Source organism: Paenibacillus sacheonensis, from assembly GCF_009909195.1.
Lineage (GTDB): Bacteria > Bacillota > Bacilli > Paenibacillales > Paenibacillaceae > Paenibacillus_Z > Paenibacillus_Z sacheonensis.
Genome location: NZ_JAAAMU010000005.1, coordinates 215,670 through 240,118, shown reverse-complemented (window position 1 = coordinate 240,118; position 24,449 = coordinate 215,670). Strand labels below are relative to the sequence as shown.

The following is a 24,449-nucleotide window of genomic DNA, read 5'->3' as shown; positions in this document are numbered from 1 at the left end:
TTTCGATCACGATGTGAGTTCAGGAAGCGTATTCGACATCGAATCTTGTGTTCACCCTCGAAGTCCAGTACTCATGTAGGTCTGCCTACACTGCGTTCCTCCTTCTTCGGGGTCGCACAACCTTCTTGGTGCTCAAAACCCGACTTTTTGAACTCGATCTATAGTAGATCAGTTCTAACCTTTCATCGACCGATAGACGCTGTTGTTGCGAATCCCCGCGAACAAGTTGAACAGTCCGATGACGATGATCAAGCAGCTGATGACGACCTTGATCGTCGAACCGCTGAATGCGAGCATCATGAACAGCGCGATGAAGACAAGCATGATGCCCATGCTCATGTTAAGGCGCGCGCTCAGGATGCCGCGCTGGCGCACATCCGAGGCGCGGCGGGCTTTGAAGCTGTAATTGACCGACATCAGCGACGTGACGCAGATGAGGACGACGATGGCCCAGTGCAAGGCGTTTTCCATGACGTGCGTGCATCTCCTTTATGGTGACAGGCTTAAAATATTCGCCTTATTGTACCATGAAAGGGGAGGCAAGCGAAAATAACCCTGCGCCATTGTCTCCGGACAGATTGTCTCGTTATCGCTTATCGGTTATCCCTAAACCGATCGGCCGTTCGTACTTCTTGGCGACGAACCACACCTGCAGCACGTTATCCACGACAAGCACCGTGCGAATTTGCACGGTAACCTCTTTATTGCCCCCGACGAGATAGTTTTTATTCTTGAGCAGCAGTCTGGCCAACTCCGCGTTCGTATTGATCTTATAGATGCTCGTCCCCAAAAAGACCGATAGGTCATCCCGCAGCGCGTCTTTGAGCGCAAGCTTCGACTTCTCGTCCAGCATCACGTCGGACTCGTCTTCCTTCCCATCCATTAGAATGGCCGATATGCTCTTCACGACCGTATGCTGATTCTTGAACTGGTTCAGCTTCTCGATCCGGTCCTCGTATTCGCTCAGCTTGCCTTCCAGTTCCGTATTCGAATCGCGCAGGGCGTTGAAATTCATGAAGAAGACGGCATGGTACGCCATCGCGCCGATGATGGTCCCGAGCACGACGAAAGCGGCGGCCTGCATCAATCTCGTAAATCGCTCGAAGGGCGGCACGCGCATTCGCTAGACCGCCCCTCTGCACAGCCATCGAATCAGTTCGGTGCCCATGTGCGCTCCGAGAAAGGCGCAGAGAATATAGCCGATCTGAAGCACGACGGGGGACAGATGGCCTTCGATCATATTGCTTTCGATGACCCGCATGGGGTCAATCGTGCCGCCGACCGCCGCGACGAGCGCCCATATTTTCAAGCGGGACGCGGTATCCATCATCGCGTCGGCCGGCGCGGTCATAGCAAGGACGGAGCCGATGCCGGCAAGCATCGATCCTCCGAAGACGACGCCGAAGGCGATGAAGAAATCGACCGTGGCTTTCGAGAAGAAAGAGTCCATGATGCTGCGCTCCCTTCGATTTGAGCGGGGGACGCGGCTCGTCCTCCCGGAGTGCTTGGGCAAGCAGTACCGCGTCGGCGGTACGACCAGCCCAGGATGCATGGGCGAGCAGTACCGTCAGCGGTACGACCAGCCCAGGATGCATGGGCGAGCAGTACCGTCAGCGGTACGACCAGCCCAGGATGCATGGGCGAGCAGTACCGTCAGCGGTACGACCAGCCCTAGTCCATTGTATGGGCGGGCAGGGCTTCAATATGATAAAATGATAGAAAATGATGCTCGTTTACGATAGAAAGAAGGAATGGCGATGAACGTCGGACGCGAATTTGTACATTTACACGTTCATAGCGAATTCAGCCTCTTGGACGGGGCTGCCCGGATCAAGGATTTGGTCGAAGCCGCCGCGGCGCAGGGGATGAAGGCGCTGGCGCTGACGGACCACGGCGTCATGTATGGCGCCGTTCCGTTTTATAAGGCCTGCCTGGCGAAGGGAATCAAGCCGATCATCGGCTGCGAAGTTTATTTGACGACGGGCTCCCGTTTCGACAAGGGCACGCGCAAAGACAATCCGATCTACCATCTCATCCTGCTCGCGAAGAACGAGACGGGATATCGCAACTTGATGAAATTAAGCTCCATCGGGCATTTGGAGGGGTTCCACTATAAACCGCGGATCGATTTCGAGGTGCTGCGGACGCATGCCGAAGGTCTGATCTGCCTCAGCTCCTGTCTCGGCAGCGAAATCGCGCAGCTGCTGCTGCATGACCGGACGGATGAAGCGCGCCGATCGGCCGAACGTTACCGGTCGATCTTCGGCGAGGATTTCTATTTGGAGCTGCAAGACCATGGCATGCTGGAGCAGAAGAAGGTGCTGCAGGCGACGCTGGCGCTCGCGGAGCAGACCGGCATTAGCACCGTTGCCACGAACGACGTGCATTACTTGCAGCCCGCCGACGCGGCGGTGCAGGACGTATTGATTTGCATCGGGACGGGCACGACTGTTGAAGACGACGATCGGATGCAAATGCTGACGGATCAAATGTACCTGAAAACCGCGGACGAAATGTTCCTCCAGTTCCGCCAAGCGGCGGATGCGGTGGAGCGGAGCGCCGAGATCGCGGACAAATGCTCGCTTGAGCTCACGTTCGGCCGGGCGCTGCTGCCCGCGTTCCATCCGATACCGGCCGGAACGACCTCGTCCGCCTATCTGGAGGCGCTGTGCAGGGACGGTTTGGAATCCCGCTATGCCGGCGACCCGGCTTGGACGAACGATGCTTCCGTCAAGCAAATTGCCATGGACCGGCTACTCTATGAGCTGAAGGTTATCGACAACATGGGCTTCAGCGATTATTTCCTGATCGTGTGGGACTTTATCCGATTCGCGCACGAGCAGGGGATTCGGACGGGCCCCGGCCGGGGTTCATCGGCAGGCAGCCTGGTGGCGTACACGCTGCGCATCACGGACGTGGATCCGCTCAAATACAAGCTGCTGTTCGAACGATTCCTCAATCCCGAACGGATATCGATGCCGGATATCGATATCGACTTCAACGACGAGCGGCGCGACGAAGTCATCGCTTACGTGTCGGCCAAATACGGCGAGGAGCATGTGGCGCAAATTATCACGTTCGGTACGATGGCGGCCAAAGCAGCGGTCCGCGACGTCGGCCGGGCGATGGCGGTGCCGTTCGGCGAGGTGGACCGGGCAGCCAAGCTGATTCCGAATCAGCTCGGCATCTCGCTCGAGGAGGCGCTGCGGGTCAGCGCCGAGCTGCGCGAAGCGTCGGAGCGCCAGCCGAAGACGGCGGATTTGCTGCGCATGGCCCTGAAGGTGGAGGGAATGCCCCGCCATGCATCGACGCATGCCGCCGGCGTCGTCATCTCCGGCGAGCCGCTGACGAATTACGTACCGCTGCAGGCTGGCACAGATAAGACGGCTTTGACGCAGTATTCTATGGAGAATCTGGAAGCCGTCGGTCTGCTCAAAATGGACTTTCTCGGCTTGCGCACGCTGTCCATCCTGGAGAGGGCGCTAGGCTGGGTGAAGCAGCAGCAGGGCATCACGGTCGATTTCCGTTTCATTCCCGACGACGATCCCGAGACGTATGCCATGCTCACGCGCGGCGAGACGACGGGGATTTTCCAGCTGGAGTCCAGCGGCTGCCGGCGCGTGCTGCGCGAGCTGAAGCCGACGAAGTTCGAAGATATCGTCTCGGTTCTGGCGCTCTATCGGCCGGGCCCGATGGAGTTTATTCCCAAATATATCGCGGGCAAGCATGGCCATGTGACGGTCGAATATCCGCATCCGTCGCTGGAACCGATTCTTGCGGATACGTACGGCATCATCGTGTATCAGGAGCAAATCATGCAGATCGCGTCCGCGATGGCGGGTTTCTCGCTGGGCGAGGCGGATTTGCTCCGCCGGGCCGTGTCGAAGAAGAAACGCGAGGTGCTGGACGAGCAGCGCGCGCATTTCGTCAGCGGCAGCCTGTCGCAGGGCTACAGCGATCAGGATGCCAACGCCGTATACGATATGATCGTCCGGTTCGCCGACTACGGATTTCCGCGCGCGCATGCGGCGGCATACGGCGTGCTGGCGTTCCAGACGGCATGGTTGAAAGCGAACCATCCCGTTCCGTTCATGGCGTCCATGCTCGCTTCCGTGACCGGCAATCAGCGCAAGACGGCCGAATACGTCGACGAATGCCGCAGAATGGGCATCGAGGTGCTCGCGCCGGATGTGAACGAGAGCAGCGTGACGTTTACGCCGGTCGGCGGGGCGATTCGTTTCGGCCTTGCATCGATCAAGAACGTCGGTACGCAGGCCATCGACGCCTTGCTGAAGGAGCGCACCGAGCGTCCGTTCGACAGTCTGCTGGACTTGTGCCGCCGCGTTGATCTGCGCGTGGCCAACAAACGCGTGCTCGAATCGCTGATCCAGGCCGGCGCCTGCGACTCGCTCGGCGCGCACCGGGCGCAGCTGATCGCCGTGGTGGACGAGACGGTCGAGGCCGCGCTGAAATGGCGCAAGGAACGCGAGGAGCTGCAAATCGAGCTGTTCGGCTTCGACGAGGTGCAAAACTGGGACGTCGAGCTTCCCGAGGTTCAGCCGTTTACGATCGGGCAGCTGCTGGGTCTGGAGCGCGAGCTGCTTGGCATGTACTTGTCGGGTCATCCGCTGGACGATTACGATGCGGCCTTGGACGGCTTGCCGGTCGACCGCCTCGTGGATTTGACGGAAGGGCAGGACGGGGCTTACGTGATCACGGCAGCGATGGTCGTATCCCGGAAGCCGCTGATGACGAGGAAAGGCCAGGCGATGGCTTTCCTGGAGATCGAGGACCGCATCATGCGCGTCGAGGCGGTGGCGTTCCCGACGATATGGAAGCGTCACGAAGAGGCGCTGGAGCCGGGCAATATCGTGCTCGTCCTCGCCAAGCTGCAGCAGCAGGACGAGGATTATAAGCTGCTGCTGGAGGATGTCGTGCCGCTGGGCCAGGGTACGGGAGGAGGAGGCACGCCGAAGGATCTCGCGGCACAGGTGCAGCGCCTGCTGCGGTTCGGGCAAAGCCGGGCCGCGCGAGATCGCGCCTCATCGCAAGGAACCGCGCAAGGGACGGGCGGCGCTGCTCAAGCAGCAAGCGGAAGCGGAGCGCATGCAGGCATGGGAACAAACACGGGGGCAGGCGCCGCGGTTTCCGACGACAGCACGGAGACTGCGGGCGGCGAGCCCGCGAGCCGCGCGGCGGCGGCTCCTGCAGCGACCGGCAGTTCGGAAGCGACCAGCAGCTCGGCGTCGCCGGGCAGACCGGATGCCGACCGAAAGGCTGGGCAGCCCGCGGCGTCTAGCCGGCCTGCCGTACCAAGCGGCGGCCGCCCCGGCTATCGGCCGCCGGTGGCCGCGCAGCAAGCGGCGGCCAGCGGTCCGGCAGCTTCTGCGGCCGCCTCGGCCGCTGGCCGCAGCCAAGCACGTCCGCAATCCGCCGCAGCCAAGCGCATTCAACGGCTGTACGTCAAGATCGTCGCCGGCAGCGAGGATTCCGCTGGGCTGGAGAAGCTGAAGGCGCTGCTTACGAGCAGCGCAGGCCCGCTTGAGACCGTGTTGTTCTACGAGCGGGAAGGCCGAACGGTCGTGCTGAGCGAAGCGTTCCGGGTCAAGCCGTCGCAGCGCCTGCTGCAAGAGATCGAGACGATCTTCGGCAAGGGCTCGGCGATCGTCAAATAACAAGTCTTTTCTTATCGGGCAGCATTCCTGGGCCGGCATGCACATGTTTTCCGATCTCCGCATACATTTAGGAGACACGGAGCTAAACATGACTGACGGCTTCGCATTTTCGAAGCTTGCGGAGATTAAGACCGACGGCTGGAACGGGGCGTTAACCCGTCTGCCGCGGTCCGCTTCGTACAAGCCGATGCGGGGGGATAAGCAATGTCGTCCAATATGGAAAAATGGCTGAACAGACGCGGTGTGGAGGTGAGCGATGTCGCGGATATCGTTTTTTCGCTGCAGCGCCCTTATAATCCGGACCTGACTTACCAAGAATGCGAAGAGAGCGTGTATCACGTGCTCGGCAAACGCGAGGTGCAGTACGTGTTGTTCACCGGCATCGCGCTGGATGAACTTGCCGAACGGAAGCTGCTTCCCGAACCGCTGCAAGCCATTATGGAAGCGGACGAATCGCTCTACGGCGTCGACGAGACGCTGGCGCTTGGCATTACGAACGTGTACGGCATGATCGGCCTTACGAGCTTCGGTTATCTCGACAAGGTCAAGCCGGGCATTATTCGCAAGCTGAACGAGAAAGGCAAGCATGTCCATGTGTTTTTGGACGACCTCGTAGCGGGCTTGGCGGCAGCCGCTTCCGCTCGGATCGCGCATCAGGATCCCAAGGCCAACCGATACGAGATCGCCGACCAATCGCTGTAATAGCGGTTGGTTCGCCCATTGCCAGGCATAGCTTCCAGCCTTGCGGCGTTGCGATGGAATCCGAACTTATGGTATCATGATGACATCATATGCCTAGATAACGAGAGTTTATATGGCGGCCATGGATCCCCATGTGCATTCAGATGATCCTTTTACCAATGCTCAGGAGGTTCATTCATGTGGACGGTTATCTATATCGCGCCTACGGCAAAAATTGCGGAGAGCATTAAAAACCGGCTGACCCAGGAGGGGTTTCTTGTCAAGATTCGACCGATTAATGTTTCGAAGCAGCAATACGAAATATTGGTCCCTTCTGGCGAACTGGATGAAGTGCAGGAAGTGTTGAACGGCATTTTAAACTCGCAGCGCTAACGCCGACCTGTATTTCCAAGCGCAGCCTGCATTCGCAACCCGTATTTCTTGACTTTGCGTTTCAACAGCGCAACCTGTATTTCCAAAAACGATTGCGTTCCTACAGCGCAACCTGTATCTCCAAAAACGATTGCGTTCCTACAGCGCAACCTGTATTTCCAAAAACTATTGCGCCCCCAAAGAGGTGTCACTCGTGTTCAAGGACTTATTCCATAAAAAAAAATACGCCACGATTCCTTCGGGCCAGCCTCGTACGAAGCCGGAAATACCGGAAGGCTTGATGTCCAAATGCCCGAAGTGCGGCAGCATTCAGTTCTCCAAGGAAATCGAGAAGAATTTGAAGGTCTGCCCGAGCTGCGGCCATCATTTCCGGCTCAGCGCTTGGGAACGGATCGCGATTACGCTTGATGAAGGCCGAATAACGGAATTCGATGCCGATCTGTCTTCAGAGGATCCGCTCGGATTTCCGGGGTATGCCAGCAAGGTGGAAGCGCAGAAGAAGAGCTCCGGCCTGACCGATGCGGTCGTGACCGGCGAGGGGACGATCGGCGGAATGCCGGTCGTTGCCGCTTTCATGAGCTTCGATTTCTTCGCGGGCAGCATGGGCTCCGTCGTCGGCGAGAAGATTACGCGCGCGATCGAACAAGCCCATGCGAAGCGCCTGCCGATGATTATTTTCTCGACGTCGAGCGGCGCCCGCATGCAGGAGAGCATTCTCAGCCTGATGCAGATGGCCAAGACAAGCGCCGCGCTGGGGAAATTCCAAGGCGACGGCGGGCTGTATATCTCCGTCATTACCGATCCGACTACGGGCGGCGTTTCCGCGAGCTTCGCCATGCTTGGCGACTTCAATTTGGCCGAGCCCGGCGCGCTTGTCGGTTTCGCCGGCCGCGTCGTCATCGAACAGACGATCCGCCAAAAGCTGCCGGACAATTTCCAAACGGCGGAATTCAATTTGCAGCACGGACAACTGGATAAAGTCGTGCACCGCAAAGAAATGAAGCCGCTGCTGATCAAATTGCTTGATATGCATTCCGCGAAGGGGGAAACAATCAATGGCGGATGAACTTCCGTTTGAGAAGCCGCTGAACGAGCTGCAAAAGAAGATCGAAGAACTGAAAAAATTCGGCCAAGAGTCGGGCATCGACTTCAGCGATGAAATTTCCCGCCTCGAGGAACGCTGCAAAACGCTGCAGGATGAGCTGTACAACGAACTGACGCCAGCCCAAAAGATGCATACGGCGCGCCATCACGGCCGGCCGACGTCTTTGGATTTCATTGGCACGATATTCACCGATTTCATCGAGCTGCACGGAGACCGCTTGTTCGCCGACGATCTGGCGATCGTCGGCGGCTTGGCCAAGCTGAACGGCGTACCGGTTACGGTAATCGGCCATCAGCGCGGCAAGGATACAAAGGACAACATCGCCCGTTTCTTCGGCAGTCCGCATCCGGAAGGCTTCCGCAAGGCGCTTCGGCTGATGCAGCAGGCGAATAAATTCGGCCGTCCGATCGTGACGTTTATCGACACGAAGGGCGCCTATCCCGGCAATACCGCGGAAGAGCGCGGACAATCCGAGGCGATCGCCCGCAACCTGCGCGAGATGGCTACCTTTGGCGTGCCGATCATCTGCGTGGTCATCGGCGAGGGAGGCAGCGGCGGCGCGCTTGCGCTAGGAGTAGGCAACCGCGTGCTGATGCTCGAGAATGCCATCTATTCCGCGATCTCGCCTAACGGCGCGGCGTCCATTCTGTGGAAAGATGCAGGACGCGCCGACGAAGCAGCTTCAGTCATGAAAATCACGGCCGGCGATTTGCTCGGGTTCGGAATCATCGAAGAGATCGTCGCGGAGCCGCAGGGCGGCGCCCATCGCGATCTCGCGGCACAGGCCGAGACGATCAAAGAAGCCGTTTGGCGCCATTTGGTCGAATTGTCCGGCATGTCGCCGGAAGAGCTCATCACGGACCGTTACAATAAATTCCGCAAAGTCGGCGCTTATCGTTCGCCGGAACCGGCAGCGCCGGCAGTTCCGGTCATCGAAGCCGAATCCGCACAAGTTTAACCAAACCAATACGCAACGCATTAACGGAGGATGGATATTACTCATGCGCAAAACTAAGATCGTATGTACGATTGGCCCTTCCAGCGAATCGCTGGAAAACACGAAGAAACTCATTAACGCGGGAATGAACGTTGCCCGTTTGAACTTCTCGCACGGCGATTTCGAAGAGCACGGCAACCGGATCAAGAATATCCGCCAAGCAAACAGGGAGCTCGGCAAGAACGTCGCCATTCTGCTTGATACCAAGGGACCGGAGATTCGTCTCGGCAAGCTGAAGGAAGAGCCGATCGAGCTGAACCAAGGCGAGACGATCACGCTCACGACTGAAGAAATTTTGGGAGACCGCGATCGGATTCCGGTGACGTATTCCAATCTGCCGGCTGATGTCGAGATCGGTTCGACGATTCTGATCGATGATGGCCTGATCGGATTGACGGTCGAGGAAGTCCAAGGCACGGAGATCAAATGCCGTATCGTAAACAGCGGACCGATCAAGAGCAAGAAAGGCGTTAACGTCCCGGGCGTACATATTTCGCTGCCGGGGATTACGGAGAAAGACGCCGGCGATATCGTATTCGGCATCGAGCAAGGCGTCGACTTTATCGCGGCTTCCTTCGTGCGCAAAGCGACGGACGTGCTTGAAATCCGCGAGCTTCTGGAGAAGCATAATGCCAGCCATATTCAAATCATCTCCAAAATCGAGAACCAGCAGGGCGTAGACAACCTCGACGAGATTCTCGAGGTGTCCGACGGCCTGATGGTAGCGCGGGGCGATCTTGGCGTGGAAATTCCAGCCGAAGAGGTACCGCTCGTGCAGAAGCAGATGATTCAGAAGTGTAACCGCGCAGGCAAACCGGTCATAACGGCGACGCAAATGCTGGATTCCATGCAGCGCAACCCGCGTCCGACGCGCGCGGAAGCAAGCGACGTCGCGAACGCCATCTTCGACGGCACCGATGCCATCATGCTTTCGGGCGAGACGGCGGCAGGGAAATATCCGGTCGAATCCGTGCAAACGATGTCCCGCATTGCCGTTCGCGCGGAATCGGCGCTGGATTACCGTGAAATCTTCACCAAGCAAGCGAAAGCGCAGCAAACGACTGTAACGGAAGCAATCAGCCAAGCCGTCGCGAACTCGGCGCTCGACCTGAACACGAAAGCAATCATTACGTCGACGGAGAGCGGCTATACGGCGCGCATGGTTTCCAAATACCGTCCGAAATCGCCGATTATCGCCGTAACGCCGGACGAGGGCGTCATGCGCCGTCTTGCGCTCATTTGGGGCGTCATTCCGGCGCTCGGCACGCCGGCGGAAACGACGGATGCGATGTTCGATATCGCCGTACAAGGCGGCATCAACTCCGGTCTCGTGAAACTGGGCGATACCGTCATCATCACGGCAGGCGTTCCGGTAGGCCGTTCCGGCTCGACGAACCTGATCAAGATCCATACGCTCGGCGAAATGATCGCCAAGGGCCAAGGCATCGGCAGCCAAAGCGCGACGGGCAAAGTCGTGACGGCGCGCACGCCTGAAGAAGCGATCGCCAAGACGACGGAAGGCTCCATCCTGGTGACGACCTCCACGGATCGCGAATATATGCCTGCCATCCAAATGGCAGCAGCCGTAATTACAGAGCAGGGCGGCATTACGAGCCACGCGGCAATCGTGGCGTTGAACCTGGGCATTCCGGTTATTCTGGGCGTTTCGAACGCGCTTGGCTTGCTTCATGACGGTACGGAAGTAACGGTGTACGCCGAAGTCGGCGTCATCTACTCCGGACAAGCAAAGGTCATGTAAGAAACCTCATAGCGGCATAACACGTATAAGGAGCGATGGCGCGCGAGCGTCGTCGCTTTTCGTTCGGAATGGAGCGCAAGGAGGGAAAGCGTTGTCGGAATCAACGGAAGCCGCCGCGGTGTGGCATCTGCATCCGCTTCGGGTGAGGTATCAGGAAACCGATCAGATGGGTGTCGTCTTTCATGGCAATTACGTGACGTGGTTTGAAATCGGACGCACGGAAATCGTACGCTCGCTTGGCATGACCTACGAAGCCATCGAGAAGCAGGGATTGCTGCTTCCCGTCGTCGATTTGGAATGCTCGTACTTGGCGCCGGCCCGGTATGACGACTGCGTCCTGGTCTGTACGTCTATTTCGTCCTATTCGCCGGTCCGGATGTCTTTTCGTTCGGAAGTGAGGCGCGTCCGTGAAGGCGATAAGTTCCCGGCGTTCTGGCATCGGCCTGAGCCGCCCGGAGAGCTGCTGGTCCGAGGCGGTACGCGGCATGTGTGGGTGAATCGGGACTGGCGGCCGGCGCGCCTGGACAAGTCGCTGCCGGCGCTGTACGCGCTGCTTCGATCCGCCGCGGACGGTTCGCTTGCCGCGGAGAAGGAGGGGACCTAAATGCTGAAATGGATAATTGCGGCCATTATCGTGTTCCCCGCGATCGAGATGTGGGGCATACTCCGCGTGGGGCACTGGATAGGCGGCTGGCTGACGTTCGGCCTGCTCCTGCTCTCGGCCGTGGCAGGAGCGCGGCTGGCCAAATCCGAAGGACGCAAAGCGCTGATGGAGGTTCAGTCCCAGCTGCAGAGCGGACGGCCGCCGGGCCATGCGATGCTGAATGGGGTCTGCGTGCTGGCGGGCGGCGTGCTTCTGCTGCTGCCTGGATTTCTCTCCGATATCGTCGGCATCACGCTATTATTGCCGGTTACGCGGCCGTTCTACCGGCTGCTTATGCTGCGATGGCTGGAGAAGAAGCTGCGCAGCGGCTCGTTTGTCATACGCAGGAGATAGTCGTTTACCGCGTACAACCACTATTACTTAAACGTTAGGAATAGATGAATATGAGAATCGGGTTTTTCGACTCCGGCATCGGCGGGCTGACGGTATTGGCGGAATCGCTTCGCAGGCTCCCGGCCAAGGATTATTTATACATGGCGGATACGCTTCACGTGCCGTACGGCACGAAGCCGAAAGAGGACGTGAGGGATTATATCCTCGAAACGGTCGGTAAAATGAATGAGGCGGGCATGGATGCGCTGGTCGTCGCCTGCAACACGGCGACCAGCATCGCCATTCAGGAGCTGCGGGACATGTATTCCTTCCCGATTATCGGGATGGAGCCCGCGGTGAAGCCGGCGGTGGAGATGAATCGCGCAACGGGCAGGCGGGTGCTGGTCTTCGCAACGCCGCTCACCTTGCAGCAGCCGAAGTACTATGCGCTTCTATCCCGCGTGGACGAAGAAGGCATCGTAGATTCGCTGCCGCTGCCGGAGCTGGTCGGCTACTGCGAGCGGCTGCAGTTCGACGAGGCGTTCATGAAGGCGTATTTCCTCACTAAGCTGGCCGGTTATGATCTCGACAGCTATGGAATTCTTGTGCTCGGCTGCACGCATTATCCATACTACACGGATATATTGCGGGAGCTGCTCCCGCCGCATATTCAGATCGTGAACGGCAATGCCGGAACCGTCAAACGGCTTGCCGCGCAGCTGAACCGATTCGGAATCGGCGAAGGAGGCGGAAGCGGCGACATTCGATTCCTCTGCTCGGGCGACGATCCGGCATACGTAGATAAGATGAAGACCGCGCTCGCGTTTATTCAAGAAAGCCATATGAAGCAGGGCACTTATTAATTCATTTGCAACGAACGCATCCGATAATAACGGAAGCCTTCCACCCGTATTCGCGGATGGAAGGCTTCTGCTTCGTTTATGAGCTATAATGTAGGAAGCTTATAGGCGAAGCTGCGATAGAACTCACTTCGGCCCGCGCACGATGAACCAGTATACGTCCCGGAAAACATTTGCTTTATGTATGGCCGTCAGGATAATGAGGGATACCGGTCCGATGATGAGACCGAGTACGCCGAACAGCTTCAAGCCGACAAACATCGCGATGAGCGTCGGCAGCGCTTCGAGTCCGACGCTGCTCGCGAGCACCTTGGGCTCGATCGTTTGCCGTGCGACCAGGATGACGCCGTACAGGATGGAGAGCTCGATGCCAAGCGTCACGTCGCCATAGATGAAGGTATAAATGATCCAAGGCACCATGACTGCCCCGACGCCCAGATAAGGAAGCAAGTCGACGAGGCCGATCAGCATGCCGATCGTAATCGCATAATGAACGCCGATGAGCAGCAGGCCGATGGTCACGACGACTGCCGTGATGGAGATCATGATGAATTGGGCGCGCAAATAGCCGAAGAGCGCTTTCTTCAAATCCCGCCAGACAACCGAAGTGGACTGCATGATCTGCTGCGGGAGCCATGCCGACGTCCGCATGCCGAGCCGCGTCCAGTCTTTGCTGATGAAGAAGGCAGCCAGCAGCACGACGATGGAAATCGTGGCGACGTTCGGAAGCGATGTGATAATATTGACGATGCCGTTCAGAATCGAGGTTATAATATTCGTGCTCGTCTGCGCCAGCAAATTCGCCGTATCGGAGATGCGCCCGTTGATCGTTTCCTGATAATTGGGGTTGTCTTGGTAGAAGGACGTCAGCTTCTCGATCAGGTTCTGCACGTCGGGCTTATCCATAATCGCTTCGAACTGATTCTTCCACCAGTCGATGTTGCTGCTGAGCGATTTGGATAACGTGATGATCTCGACGACGATCCGAGTGACGAGCGCGGACACGATCGTCAGCATGGCGACGGCGAACACGACGAGCGATACGGAGACGCCGAGCCAGCGCGGGATTTTTAATTTACGGTTAAGCAGATTGACGATGGGGTTGATCGCATAAGCGAGCAGCCAGCCGAGAAGAAACGGGTACACGAGCGGCGTTACGTATATTACGGCGAGCACGAAGAGAACGAGTAACGACAGCACCATCGCGGTGCGCCAAATCCTTCTCCAAATCAGACGGTCCATAAAGCCATCACTCCTCTAAGTTCTAAGCGGCCGAAATCTCTTTATACTTATTGTATAATTGTAGCATAGCGAGTATGGCCTTTACCAAAAAATAAGTCTGCCTTGCATTTCTTTACGCCGCCTTTACAATCTTTTAATATGGGACGAACAGTAAGCCTACATAATAGGGATATACGACAAGCAGGAGGATCCCGGATCGATGAATAAAACCATTTCGCCTTATGTGAATCGTGATCTCAGCTGGGTCGAGTTTAACCGCAGGGTACTGGAGGAAGCGCAGGATCCCGGTAACCCGCTTTTGGAGCGCGCCAAGTTTTTGGCCATCGTGTCGAGCAACCTGGATGAGTTCATGAGCGTCCGCGTGGCGGGCATTCAGGATCAGATGAAAGCCGGGTATACGAAGCCCGACTTCACCGGGTACACGCCGGCCGGTCTTTGGAAAAGACTGATGAAGCGTACCGGACAGATGGTCTCCGACCAATACCGGACGTACCGCGAAGTGCTGCGCGGACTGTCCAAGGAAGGCATCTGCTTCCGGACGATCGAAGAATTGAATCCCCCCCAGCTCAAAGCGGTCGATGAATATTTTCACGAAATCGTCTTTCCGGTACTGACCCCTATGGCGGTCGATCAGAGCCGGCCGTTTCCGCTGCTTCATTCCAAGGAGCTGTATTTGTCCGTGCTGCTTGGCCGCGGAGAAGGGCCCGAGCTCGACGAAGAGCCGTTCTTTGCCATCGTGCAGGTACCTTCTATCCTGCAGCGGTTCGTTCCGGTTCCCGGAAGGGTCAACAGCAAGAAGCATGAATTCGTGCTGCTGGAGACGCTTATCGAACGTCATATCAATACGTTGTTCAATGGATATACGACGATCGCCGTCGATCCGTTTCGTTTGACGCGCAATGCGGATTTGACGCTGAACGAGGAAGGCGCGGAGGATCTGCTCGAGGAGATCGAGAAGGAGATTCGAAGAAGGCGCTGGGGGCTCCCCGTCCGGCTGGAATACGGCAAGGGCATGCATACGTACTCGCTGCAAATGCTGATGGAAGAGCTGGAGCAGGGAGAGAATCTGTTCGAAATCGACGGGCCGCTGGACCTCAGTTTCCTGATGCGCTTCGCGGGCTCGCTCGATGGCTACGAGAATTTGAAATACCCTCGGATCGAACCGGTCTACCCGATCGAATTCGAAGATACGGACGACATGTTCGCCGTGCTTCGTCAAGAAGACGTGCTCGTCTATCATCCTTATGAATCCTTCGATGCCGTAACGGATTTTGTCATGGAAGCAGCGCAGGATGCGAACGTGCTGGCCATCAAGATGACCTTGTACCGGGTCAGCGGCCAGTCCGCGCTCGTTCAGGCGCTTGCGCTCGCGGCCGAGGCCGGCAAGCAGGTGACGGTGGTCGTGGAGCTGAAGGCGAGGTTCGACGAGGAGCGCAATATCGCCTGGGCACGCCAGCTGGAGAAAGCCGGCTGCCATGTCGTGTACGGGCTCGTGGGTCTTAAAACCCATGCGAAAATCACGCTGGTCGTGCGCCGGGAACAGGGAATGCTGCGCCGGTACGTACATGTAGGAACGGGCAATTATAACGATAATACGGCAAAGCTGTATACGGATATCGGTCTGTTCACTTCTCATCCCGTCATCGGCGCGGACGCTTCCGCCCTGTTCAACGAGATTACCGGCTATTCGTCTCCGTACGAGTGGAAGGCGTTCGGCGTTGCGCCGACGGATCTGAAGGAGAAGCTGTTCGGCTTGATCGACAGGGAGAAGGCGCATGCCGCCGAAGGGAAGCCCGCCCATATCATCGCAAAAATGAACAGCTTATCGCATCAAGAGATGATCGATAAGCTGTATGAGGCTTCCAAGGCGGGGGTTCGCATCGAGCTGATCGTCCGCGGCGTATGCTGCCTTCGTCCCGGAGTACCGGGCTTAAGCGAGAATATTCGCGTCATCAGCATCGTGGATCGGTTTCTCGAACATGCCCGCATAATATATTTCCGCAATGGTGGCGACGAGGAGCTGTTCCTCTCCAGCGCCGATTGGATGACGCGCAACCTGACCCGCCGGATCGAGCTGATGTGCCCGGTCTTCGACGGCAGGCTGCGAAAAGTGCTGATCAACCTGCTGCGCATGAACTTGGAAGATAACGCGAAGGCGCGGGAGCTGCAGTCGAGCGGCGGGTATGAGGCCGTTCAGAATGACCTGGAGCCGCTGCGCAGCCAATTCTATGCCACGAGCATCAGCAAGTGGAAGAACTGATCTGCGCGGGCGCTCGGAGGGCTGCGCCGGTTACAGCAGGATCGGCGTAAGGCCCCACAGCTTCTTGAAATCGCCGGCTTGCGCTTCGACCTCTTTGCGTTCGACGTCCAGGGAGCCGCTTGCCCGGACGGCATGCAGGCGCAGCTTGCCGTCATTCGTTTCGACGACGAGCTTGCCGATTGCCTGCGTCTCGCTGCGGTCCAGCGCGATCGCCAGCTGAAGCAGCGTGCCGAGCTTGCAGACGACCGCAATATCCTCGTCGGACAGAAGAGGTCTATAAAGCGCCGCATTCTGTTTGGTGCGGTTCTTGCTCTTGTACGAGGCGATCATCGAGCAGATGAGCAATTCGCGGTGAGACAGGCCGTTCAGCCGGGAATTGACCATGAGATAGAACGTATGCCGCTTATAATCGTAATAATCGATGCTGGCTCCGATTCGGTGAAGCGTGGAAGCGATATCGATGAACAGCAGGGACCGGTCTTCGGACGGCCGCTGCGGCTGCAGCGTACCGGCCAATTGAAGCACGATGCGGTTGACCTGCGACGTATGCTGCATGGGCGCTTCGGGATGCATGGCCGCCAAGTTGTTTACACTGTACATGACGACGTCTTCCATCCGCGGCCGTTCGGGGAAGCGGGTGGAGAAGAACAATCCATCGCGAAGGCCGGCGCCGCAGATCAAATAGTGCGAACCGCCGACGGTCCGAAAGATCGACCGGAGAATCGCCAGGCCCGGGACGATAATATCGACGCGGTCTTTGGACAGACCCGGGAAATTTTTACGCTTGCTTACCGGCAGCTTTCGGAGCAGCTCGATGAGTTCGTCCGTGGCTTGACCTTCGATCGGGTAATTATGCGTGCTTTCGAACGGATATTTAACGAAAGCTTGATGCATTTTGCCGAGCGAGCGGACGGTGCCTCCGACGCCGACGAGCGGAAGACCCGGTTCCTGCTTGAGCCATGCTTCCCTTTCGATAGCCTGTCCGATATGCAGCTCCAGCTCTCTTAGCTGTGCATCGGACAGCATGCCGCCGTCGGCGAAACGGGTCGCCAGGCTGACGCAGCCGAACGGAAACGAGACGGCCCGGACAAGCTCGCGGTTCTTGAACAGCGAGACTTCCGTGCTGCCGCCGCCGATGTCGATCAGGAATCCGTCCGTGACGGACATCGTATTGATCATGCCGAGAAATCCGAACCCGGCTTCTTCCACGCCGGATATAAGCTCGATTGGCAGTCCCGTCTCGGATTCGATCCGGCTCAAGACGTGGCTGCGGTTCGTGGAATTCCGAATGGCGGCCGTCGCTACCGCGCGGATCAAACCCGTCTTATGATGCGCGCAAATTAATCGAAAATGGTTAATCATATCAATGAGCTCTTGAATGGTGCGGTCGGGCAGGGAGCCGTCCTCGTCCAAATGCTCGCTCAGCCGCGCAGCCCGTTTGCTGCCGTCGATCACCCGGTGCGCGCCGCGGGAGGTCCGCTCATAAACGACCAAGCGGATGGAGTTGGAGCCGATATCGATAATGCCGATGCGTTGTTCCGTCAATAGGAGAACCTCCTTCGGATAGCTTTAGTGCCCATTTTACCATTTGGCGCTGTCTTCAACAAAGCTTGTTTGTTTCAAACGGGTAAAAGACTGGCTGTTGGGGTAAAATCATGGGAGGATTCTTATCACGAAAACGGCTTTTCGGGCGGGAAAAAAGCTTTTATGATAGCGATAAAGCATTTTTATGTCTAGTTTTGTTTCATTCCGGATCGAAATCCGATACAATTGAGTACGACGATACGGAACTCGAATCCATCTATTGTTAAACTTGTTACGATTTTTTTAAATACAAAGGCGCTAAAGGAGAGAGAAACATGACAGCAACCAAAGGTCTGGAGGGTATTGTCGCAACGACTTCCTCGATCAGCTCGATCATCGACGGCGTTCTGACTTATCGCGGCATCAACATTGACGATCTGGCGGAGAACGCATCTTTCGAAGAAGTGGCGTACCTGCTGTGGTACGGCAAGCTGCCCAACCAATCCGAGCTGAACGAATTGCTTCAGCAGTTCGGAGCGTATTCGGCGCTTCCTGCCGGCGTACTGGATTCTTTGAAGATCTATCCTAAAGGAACCAACTCCATGGCGGCCCTTCGCACAGCGGTATCCAGCCTTGCTCTGTTCGACGAGCAAGCTAACGATATGTCCAAAGAAGCGAATATCAAGAAAGCCATCAAAATCCAAGCTCAAATTCCGACGCTTATCGCTGCGTTCGCCCGCATTCGCGAAGGCAAAGAGCCGGTAGCGCCGAAAAAAGGCGTTTCCATCGCTTACAACTTTCTTTACATGCTGAACGGCACGGAGCCCGATCAAGTAGCGGTCAAAGCATTGGATCAAGCGCTTGTCCTTCATGCCGATCATGAGCTGAACGCTTCCACGTTCGCTGCTCGCGTAACGGTGGCGACGCTGTCCGATATCTATTCCGGCATTACGTCGGCTATCGGCGCGCTCAAAGGACCGCTGCACGGCGGCGCGAACGAAGCGGTTATGGTCATGCTCGAAGAAATCGGTTCGTTTGCCAACGTGGAATCGTACATCAACGATAAACTGGCGAACAAAGAGAAGATCATGGGCTTCGGCCACCGCGTTTACAAAAACGGCGATCCGCGCGCGAAGCATCTTCAAAAAATGTCGCGCGAGCTGGGCAAGCTGACGGGCAGCATGGAACTTTATGAAATGTCCGTCAAAATCGAAGAGCTCGTCACGGGCCAAAAAGGGCTGAAGCCGAATGTCGACTTCTATTCGGCATCGGTGTATACGACGCTTGGAATTCCCCGCGATCTGTTCACGCCGATCTTTGCGATCAGCCGTGCGTCGGGTTGGACCGCTCATATTTTGGAGCAGTACGAGAACAACCGCCTGATCCGTCCGCGTGCTGAATACACGGGTCCGGTTGATCAAACCGTAACGCCGATCACGCAGCGCTAAGCCAGGATAGAATATGCAGCCGGGCGGCTGAGGTTTCCTTCGCCGCCCATGCCTCTGACGGGGTGTTGACAGTCAGCCGAACAAGCTGCACTGCCGGCTCCCGTCAAATTATGTGTACCGAACAAAACCATTTTTAGGAGGAATTTATTTTATGCAACTCGAAAAATTCGCTTTGCCTACTGAAGGCGAGAAAATCACGATCGACAACGGCGTGCTTCAAGTGCCGAACAACCCTATCATTCCATTCATCGAAGGCGACGGCACGGGCCGCGATATCTGGAAAGCTTCCAAGCGCGTATTGGACGCTGCAGTCGACAAAGCATACGGCGGCGAGAAGAAAATCGCATGGTACGAAGTTTTCGCCGGCGAGAAAGCATTCAATACTTACGGCGAATGGCTTCCGGCCGACACGCTGACTGCCATTCGCGAATACATCGTCGCAATCAAAGGACCATTGACCACGCCGATCGGCGGCGGCATTCGCTCCCTGAACGTTGCGCTTCGCCAAGAGCTTGACCTGTACACTTGCCTGCGTCCCGTTCGTTACTTCGACGGCGTGCCTTCCCCGGTTAAACGCCCTGAACTCGTAAACATGGTTATTTTCCGCGAGAACACGGAAGACATCTATGCCGGCATCGAGTACCAATCCGGCTCCGAAGACGTGAAGAAAGTGATCTCCTTCCTGCAAAACGAAATGGGCGTTAACAAAATCCGTTTCCCTGAAACTTCGGGTATCGGCATCAAGCCGGTTTCGTCGGAAGGCTCCAAGCGCCTGGCTCGCGCAGCGATCGAATACGCGCTGAAACACGGCCGCAAATCGCTGACGCTGGTTCACAAAGGCAACATCATGAAATTCACGGAAGGCGCGTTCAAGAACTGGGGCTATGAAGTAGCCGAGCAAGAGTTCGCGGACAAAACCTTCACATGGGGTCAATACGACCGCATTAAAGAAGCTGAAGGCACGGACGCGGCTAACAAAGCGCAAAAAGAAGCCGAAGCGGCAGGCAAGCTGATCGTGAAAGACGCGATCGCCGACATCGCCCTGCAGCAAGTATTGACTCGTCCAACGGACTTCGACGTGATCGCAACGCTGAACCTCAACGGCGACTACCTGTCCGACGCGCTGGCTGCGCAAGTAGGCGGCATCGGCATCGCACCGGGAGCTAACATCAACTACCTGACCGGACATGCTATCTTCGAAGCTACGCACGGCACGGCTCCGAAATACGCGGATCTTGACGTCGTTAACCCGGGTTCCGTTATCCTGTCCGGCGTTATGCTGCTCGAGCACTTGGGCTGGCAGGAAGCGGCCGATTCGATCTACAAAGGTCTGGAAACGGCAATCAACAACAAAACCGTTACCTATGACTTCGCTCGTCTGATGGAAGGCGCGACTGAAGTGAAATGCTCGGCGTTCGCTGACGAGATCATCAAACATCTGTAATAAATAGCGTTACCTATCAACCTCTCTGTTTAAAATCAAAATCATAAGTGCATCCTCTAAATAGTTAAATGTAGATGCATGCAGTGCTTTCGCAAGATCCGCATGGCGTTGTCCATGCGGATTTTGCCCGCTCATCGGATGTTTGATCGGCGGGGCGCATGCAGCGCTATATCAATATTATAGATGGCCGCATGGCGGCCACACTTATGGGAGGCTTTCCTGATGGCGATTAAACGGAACAAAATTACGGTAGTCGGCGCCGGCTTCACGGGTGCGACCACGGCCTTGATGCTGGCGCAAAAAGAGCTTGGCGACGTCGTGCTTGTCGATATCCCGCAGCTCGAGAACCCAACGAAGGGCAAAGCGCTCGATATGATGGAATCGACGCCCGTTCAAGGCATCGACGCCAAGATCATCGGCACCTCGAATTACGAGGACACGAAGGATTCCCAAGTCGTGATCATTACGGCCGGAATTGCCCGCAAGCCTGGCATGAGCCGCGACGATCTCGTCAACACCAACGCGGGCATCGTGAAATCCGTCTGCGAAAATATTAAAGCGACTAGTCCGGAAGCGTATGTCATCATCCTGTCCAACCCGGTCGATGCCATGACTTACGTGGCCTACAATGCGCTGGGATTCCCGAAAAACCGCGTCATCGGCCAATCCGGCGTTCTCGATACGGCTCGTTACTGCACCTTTATTGCCGAAGAGCTGAATGTATCCGTGGAAGACGTTCGGGGGTTTGTCCTTGGCGGTCATGGGGACGATATGGTTCCGCTCGTTCGTTACTCCAACGTCGGCGGCATCCCGATCGAGAAGCTGATCTCGGCCGAGCGGATCGAAGCCATCGTCCAGCGCACGCGCGTCGGCGGCGGCGAAATCGTGAATCTGCTCGGCAACGGCAGCGCGTATTACGCGCCGGCGGCATCGCTGGTTCAGATGACCGAAGCGATTTTGAAGGACAAGAAACGGATTACGCCGGTTATCGCGCTGCTGCAGGGCGAATACGGGTATGATAATTTGTTCATGGGCGTACCTGCAATCCTAGGCGGCGACGGCATCGAGAAAGTGTTCGAGCTTGAGCTGACGGAAGACGAGAAAGCGGCGCTTGAGAAATCCGCGAATTCCGTACGCAGCGTCATTGCTGTCGTTACGGGCTAATTTCATCCATCGTATTCAACGCTCATAAAGCCTATGAGACCCTGACAGAGTACCGTCAGGGTCTTCCTATTTTCAAACGAAATCATCATTATCATTATGTCATGGAGGGATTGCATGCAACAGGAAGCGCTGCAAACGTTAAAACGAGTCTATGGTTACGATAGCTTCCGTAAAGGGCAAAGCGATATTATCGATGGCTTGTTGACCGGCAAGGATACGCTGGCCATTCTGCCGACGGGCGGCGGCAAGTCGATATGCTATCAGATCCCGGCTATGCTTCTTCCCGGTACGTCGATCATCGTATCGCCGCTTATTTCCTTGATGAAAGACCAGGTAGACGCGTTAAACCGGCTCGGCGTTCCGGCCGCGTTCTTGAACAGCTCGCTGGATGCGGCGGCGTATCGCGAAGTGGTCAGACAGACCTCGCAGGGCGCGTACAAGCTGCTGTACGTCGCGCCCGAGCGGCTTGACAGCGGCATGTTCGAATCGTTGTCCTCGCAGATGCATATTCCTCTCATCGCCATCGACGAGGCGCACTGCGTGTCTCAATGGGGACATGATTTTCGTCCAAGCTACCGTCAGCTTGCCGGCTGGATCGGCCGCTTGGAGAACCGTCCGCCGGTTGCGGCATTTACGGCGACGGCGACGCCGGAAGTGTCGGAGGATATCGCCGCCATGCTGGGCCTGCACGATCCGAATATTTTCGTCACGGGCTTCGCGCGCACGAATTTGACGTTGTCGGTCGTTACGGGGACGGATAAACGGAAGTTTCTGCGGGATTTCGTGCAGCAGCGCCCAGACCAGTCGGGCATCGTCTATACCGCGACGCGCAAGGAGGCGGAGGAAGTTTGCGATGATCTCTCGCGCCTCGGCATCGCAGTCGGCAAATACCATGGCGGCTTGAACGACGATGATCGGGCGGACGCGCAGGAGCGTTTCCGCTTCGACGAGAATCGGGTCATGGTGGCGACGAACGCATTCGGAATGGGGATCGACAAGCCGAACGTCCGCTACGTCATTCATTGGCAGATGCCGGGCGACGTCGAGTCGTATTATCAGGAAGCAGGACGTGCGGGCCGTGACGGAGAAGAGAGCGAATGCGTGCTGCTGTTCGAGCCGCAGGACGTGCAGGTGCAGCGGTTTCTCATCGATCGGGGAACGGGAGATCCGGATCGGAAGACGATTCAGCTCAACAAGCTGTATACGATGATGCATTACAGCCGGACCGAGAAATGTTTGCTGCAGTATATCGTGCGCTATTTTGGCGAGGCGGACGTGCCGGAATGCGGCAAATGCAGCAACTGCATGGACGTCAGCGCGATGGTAGACGTGACGGAGGATGCCCGCAAGGCGCTGTCCTGCGTCGGCCGGCTCAAAGGCCGGTTCGGCATCTCGATGGCCGCGAAAGTATTGAAAGGTTCCCGGGAAAAGCGGATTCTCGAATTCGGCTTTGACCGCTTGTCGACGTACGGCCTGATGCGTCAATGGACGGAGCGCGATATCTCGGATTTGATGTATTTCCTCGTCGCGGAAGGCTATTTGCGCATCAGCGAAGGGGAATATCCGACCGTGTCCCTGACGGCCGAAGCGCTGCCCGTGCTGGAAGGCAGCATTCAAGTAAAGCGTCGGCAGAGCGCGGCGGCAAAGCGCAGAGAGAGCGCCGGTTCGGCCCTGCCGGCAGCGAATGCGCCGTTGTTCGAAGCGCTGCGAGAGTGGCGCAGAGAGACGGCTGCACGGGAGAAAGTGCCTCCGTTCATGCTGTTCTTCGATGCAGCGCTGAGGGAAATCGCCGACAGGCAGCCCGTGAACTCGGAGCAGCTGCTTGCCGTGAAAGGCATCGGCGCCGCGAAAGTAAGCAAATACGGGCATGATGTCATCGCCATCGTCCGGCAGTTCAAGCAGGACGGCGCGCAAGGCAGCAGGAACGCTAACGGGGACGGCGGTTCGGAGGAGCGTAATGGAGCTGACGGACAAACGGACGATTATCCAGCGTCTGCGCCGGGAGCTTCGGGAAGATCGTCAGAGGCGGAATTGCCTGGACAGTCGGGAGCAGCCAGCCCGTCCGGAGGCGAAGATCTCGCTCGTTTGGATGGCTTGTCGAGCCATATGCAGACGCTGACGCTGTTCGCCGAAGGAAGAACGCTGGCGGAGATTGCGTCCCTTCGCGGGATGAGCCGCGTCACGATCGAGAATCATTTGCTTCGCTGCGGGGAAGAAGGGGAAGAGCTGCCGTGGAGCGATTTTATTCCGCCCCAGCACGAGGCGCTGATCGTGGAGACGATTGCTCGAGTAGGCGCGGAGAAGCTGAAGCCGATTAAGGAAGCATTGCCGGAGGACGTCGATTATTTCGCGATTAAAGCCGCCATCGTCAAGCATCGGCTGTCGACTGCCGGAGAGTAAAGCGTTTTTTTGAATTGCCTGGCTAGTTTTAGTATACTTACAGATGAATATATTTTTCGAGGAGGACGCTTGATGTCTAGTTTTATGTTATTTTTGCATTTGATCGGCGCAGCTGGATTGGGGTTCTACATTGCCCTGCCGTTTATGGCCGGCCGTGCGACCAAGCTTGACGGCGGGGGGCAAGCCGGACTAGCCGAAGGATTGGCGTCCGCAAACCGCATTGCACAATATTTCCTGGTCCTTCAACTTCTTACGGGCGGTTATTTGATGTCGCAAGCCGATTACAAGGTCGTGTGGATGATTATCGTCACCGTGTTGTTCTTGGCGATTGCTGCAATCGGCGGCATTATCTCGAAACCGCTCAAGCGGATCGCAGCTTCGATTCAAGGCGGGGAGAGCGCATCGTCGCATATCGCGAAAGTGCGTACGCTGAGCGTGATTTTGCTGCTGATTTACTTGGTAACGATCTACTTCATGCAGCATCCGATTCTGAAATAGTCCTACGCAGAACAAAGCATAGT

The 24,449-nt window shown here is 56.9% G+C and carries 20 protein-coding genes; 15 read left to right on the top strand and 5 right to left on the bottom strand.

Annotation, left to right across the window (positions count from 1 at the left end; translation table 11 throughout):
- Positions 1-174: 174 nt before the first annotated feature.
- The 3 genes from GT003_RS11715 to GT003_RS11705 form a co-directional block, all read right to left on the bottom strand.
- Complete coding sequence (locus GT003_RS11715) at positions 175-471, bottom strand: YtpI family protein (RefSeq protein ID WP_161697743.1); 297 nt, start codon at positions 469-471, stop codon at positions 175-177.
- 115 nt (positions 472-586) lie between these two features.
- The gene (locus GT003_RS11710) at positions 587-1,120 is read right to left on the bottom strand and encodes a sporulation membrane protein YtrI (protein WP_161697741.1); all 534 of its coding nucleotides are present in this window, start codon (positions 1,118-1,120) and stop codon (positions 587-589) included.
- A 3-nt stretch (positions 1,121-1,123) separates the two neighbouring features.
- The gene (locus GT003_RS11705) at positions 1,124-1,450 is read right to left on the bottom strand and encodes a YtrH family sporulation protein (protein WP_161697739.1); all 327 of its coding nucleotides are present in this window, start codon (positions 1,448-1,450) and stop codon (positions 1,124-1,126) included.
- Between the two features lie 307 nt (positions 1,451-1,757).
- Here GT003_RS11705 and GT003_RS11700 point away from each other — a divergent pair, with 307 nt between their 5' ends.
- The 9 genes from GT003_RS11700 (at position 1,758) to murI (ending at position 12,449) form a co-directional block, all read left to right on the top strand.
- The gene (locus GT003_RS11700; protein WP_161697737.1) at positions 1,758-5,675 is read left to right on the top strand and encodes a DNA polymerase III subunit alpha; all 3,918 of its coding nucleotides are present in this window, start codon (positions 1,758-1,760) and stop codon (positions 5,673-5,675) included.
- A 204-nt stretch (positions 5,676-5,879) separates the two neighbouring features.
- A complete protein-coding gene (locus GT003_RS11695; protein WP_161697735.1) occupies positions 5,880-6,377 on the top strand; it encodes a phosphatidylglycerophosphatase A family protein in 498 nt (165 codons plus the stop codon).
- Positions 6,378-6,554: 177 nt separating this feature from the next.
- On the top strand, positions 6,555-6,749 hold the full coding sequence (locus GT003_RS11690; protein ID WP_161697733.1) for a glutamate decarboxylase: 195 nt from the start codon (positions 6,555-6,557) through the stop codon (positions 6,747-6,749).
- Positions 6,750-6,942: 193 nt separating this feature from the next.
- Positions 6,943-7,815 carry an acetyl-CoA carboxylase, carboxyltransferase subunit beta gene (gene accD / locus GT003_RS11685; protein WP_161697731.1) on the top strand — a complete coding sequence of 291 codons (873 nt, stop codon included), beginning with the start codon at positions 6,943-6,945 and terminating at the stop codon, positions 7,813-7,815.
- A complete protein-coding gene (locus tag GT003_RS11680; protein WP_161697729.1) occupies positions 7,805-8,812 on the top strand; it encodes an acetyl-CoA carboxylase carboxyltransferase subunit alpha in 1,008 nt (335 codons plus the stop codon). Before accD ends, GT003_RS11680 begins: the two co-directional genes overlap by 11 nt.
- Positions 8,813-8,855: 43 nt before the next feature.
- A complete protein-coding gene (pyk, locus tag GT003_RS11675; protein WP_161697727.1) occupies positions 8,856-10,610 on the top strand; it encodes a pyruvate kinase in 1,755 nt (584 codons plus the stop codon).
- Between the two features lie 91 nt (positions 10,611-10,701).
- Positions 10,702-11,214, top strand: a complete 513-nt coding sequence (locus GT003_RS11670; protein WP_275589157.1) for an acyl-CoA thioesterase — start codon at positions 10,702-10,704, stop codon at positions 11,212-11,214.
- Positions 11,215-11,607: an FxsA family protein gene (locus tag GT003_RS11665; protein WP_161697725.1), complete on the top strand. Its 393-nt coding sequence runs from the start codon at positions 11,215-11,217 to the stop codon at positions 11,605-11,607.
- Positions 11,608-11,657: 50 nt separating this feature from the next.
- Complete coding sequence (gene murI / locus GT003_RS11660) at positions 11,658-12,449, top strand: glutamate racemase (protein ID WP_161697723.1); 792 nt, start codon at positions 11,658-11,660, stop codon at positions 12,447-12,449.
- Positions 12,450-12,572: 123 nt separating this feature from the next.
- On the opposite strand, the gene ytvI is transcribed toward murI, so the two are convergent.
- On the bottom strand, positions 12,573-13,688 hold the full coding sequence (ytvI, locus tag GT003_RS11655) for a sporulation integral membrane protein YtvI (protein WP_161697721.1): 1,116 nt from the start codon (positions 13,686-13,688) through the stop codon (positions 12,573-12,575).
- 199 nt (positions 13,689-13,887) lie between these two features.
- Here ytvI and ppk1 point away from each other — a divergent pair, with 199 nt between their 5' ends.
- A complete protein-coding gene (gene ppk1 / locus GT003_RS11650; protein WP_161697719.1) occupies positions 13,888-15,948 on the top strand; it encodes a polyphosphate kinase 1 in 2,061 nt (686 codons plus the stop codon).
- A 30-nt stretch (positions 15,949-15,978) separates the two neighbouring features.
- Here the strand turns inward: ppk1 and GT003_RS11645 are convergent, their stop codons facing one another.
- Positions 15,979-17,493 carry a Ppx/GppA phosphatase family protein gene (locus GT003_RS11645; protein WP_161697717.1) on the bottom strand — a complete coding sequence of 505 codons (1,515 nt, stop codon included), beginning with the start codon at positions 17,491-17,493 and terminating at the stop codon, positions 15,979-15,981.
- Positions 17,494-17,807: 314 nt separating this feature from the next.
- Between GT003_RS11645 and citZ the strand changes: the two genes are divergently transcribed.
- The 5 genes from citZ (at position 17,808) to GT003_RS11620 (ending at position 24,426) form a co-directional block, all read left to right on the top strand.
- Positions 17,808-18,920 carry a citrate synthase gene (gene citZ, locus GT003_RS11640; RefSeq protein WP_161697715.1) on the top strand — a complete coding sequence of 371 codons (1,113 nt, stop codon included), beginning with the start codon at positions 17,808-17,810 and terminating at the stop codon, positions 18,918-18,920.
- 151 nt (positions 18,921-19,071) lie between these two features.
- Positions 19,072-20,364, top strand: a complete 1,293-nt coding sequence (icd, locus tag GT003_RS11635) for an NADP-dependent isocitrate dehydrogenase (RefSeq protein ID WP_161697713.1) — start codon at positions 19,072-19,074, stop codon at positions 20,362-20,364.
- Positions 20,365-20,586: 222 nt separating this feature from the next.
- A complete protein-coding gene (gene mdh / locus GT003_RS11630) occupies positions 20,587-21,528 on the top strand; it encodes a malate dehydrogenase (protein WP_161697711.1) in 942 nt (313 codons plus the stop codon).
- Positions 21,529-21,642: 114 nt separating this feature from the next.
- Entirely contained in the window at positions 21,643-23,928 is a 2,286-nt protein-coding gene (recQ, locus tag GT003_RS11625) for a DNA helicase RecQ (protein WP_161697709.1), read from the top strand.
- A gap of 72 nt (positions 23,929-24,000) precedes the next feature.
- Positions 24,001-24,426, top strand: a complete 426-nt coding sequence (locus GT003_RS11620) for a hypothetical protein (RefSeq protein ID WP_161697706.1) — start codon at positions 24,001-24,003, stop codon at positions 24,424-24,426.
- Positions 24,427-24,449 lie beyond the last annotated feature (23 nt).

Bases quoted from the DNA above. Each gene is read 5' to 3' on its own strand.
- GT003_RS11715 (WP_161697743.1), bottom strand. From the start codon at position 471: ATGGAAAACGCCTTGCACTGGGCCATCGTCGTCCTCATCTGCGTCACG.
- GT003_RS11710 (WP_161697741.1), bottom strand. From the start codon at position 1,120: ATGCGCGTGCCGCCCTTCGAGCGATTTACGAGATTGATGCAGGCCGCC.
- GT003_RS11705 (WP_161697739.1), bottom strand. From the start codon at position 1,450: ATGGACTCTTTCTTCTCGAAAGCCACGGTCGATTTCTTCATCGCCTTC.
- GT003_RS11700 (WP_161697737.1), top strand. From the start codon at position 1,758: ATGAACGTCGGACGCGAATTTGTACATTTACACGTTCATAGCGAATTC.
- GT003_RS11695 (WP_161697735.1), top strand. From the start codon at position 5,880: ATGTCGTCCAATATGGAAAAATGGCTGAACAGACGCGGTGTGGAGGTG.
- GT003_RS11690 (WP_161697733.1), top strand. From the start codon at position 6,555: ATGTGGACGGTTATCTATATCGCGCCTACGGCAAAAATTGCGGAGAGC.
- GT003_RS11680 (WP_161697729.1), top strand. From the start codon at position 7,805: ATGGCGGATGAACTTCCGTTTGAGAAGCCGCTGAACGAGCTGCAAAAG.
- pyk (WP_161697727.1), top strand. From the start codon at position 8,856: ATGCGCAAAACTAAGATCGTATGTACGATTGGCCCTTCCAGCGAATCG.
- GT003_RS11665 (WP_161697725.1), top strand. From the start codon at position 11,215: ATGCTGAAATGGATAATTGCGGCCATTATCGTGTTCCCCGCGATCGAG.
- murI (WP_161697723.1), top strand. From the start codon at position 11,658: ATGAGAATCGGGTTTTTCGACTCCGGCATCGGCGGGCTGACGGTATTG.
- ytvI (WP_161697721.1), bottom strand. From the start codon at position 13,688: ATGGACCGTCTGATTTGGAGAAGGATTTGGCGCACCGCGATGGTGCTG.
- ppk1 (WP_161697719.1), top strand. From the start codon at position 13,888: ATGAATAAAACCATTTCGCCTTATGTGAATCGTGATCTCAGCTGGGTC.
- citZ (WP_161697715.1), top strand. From the start codon at position 17,808: ATGACAGCAACCAAAGGTCTGGAGGGTATTGTCGCAACGACTTCCTCG.
- icd (WP_161697713.1), top strand. From the start codon at position 19,072: ATGCAACTCGAAAAATTCGCTTTGCCTACTGAAGGCGAGAAAATCACG.
- mdh (WP_161697711.1), top strand. From the start codon at position 20,587: ATGGCGATTAAACGGAACAAAATTACGGTAGTCGGCGCCGGCTTCACG.
- recQ (WP_161697709.1), top strand. From the start codon at position 21,643: ATGCAACAGGAAGCGCTGCAAACGTTAAAACGAGTCTATGGTTACGAT.
- GT003_RS11620 (WP_161697706.1), top strand. From the start codon at position 24,001: ATGTCTAGTTTTATGTTATTTTTGCATTTGATCGGCGCAGCTGGATTG.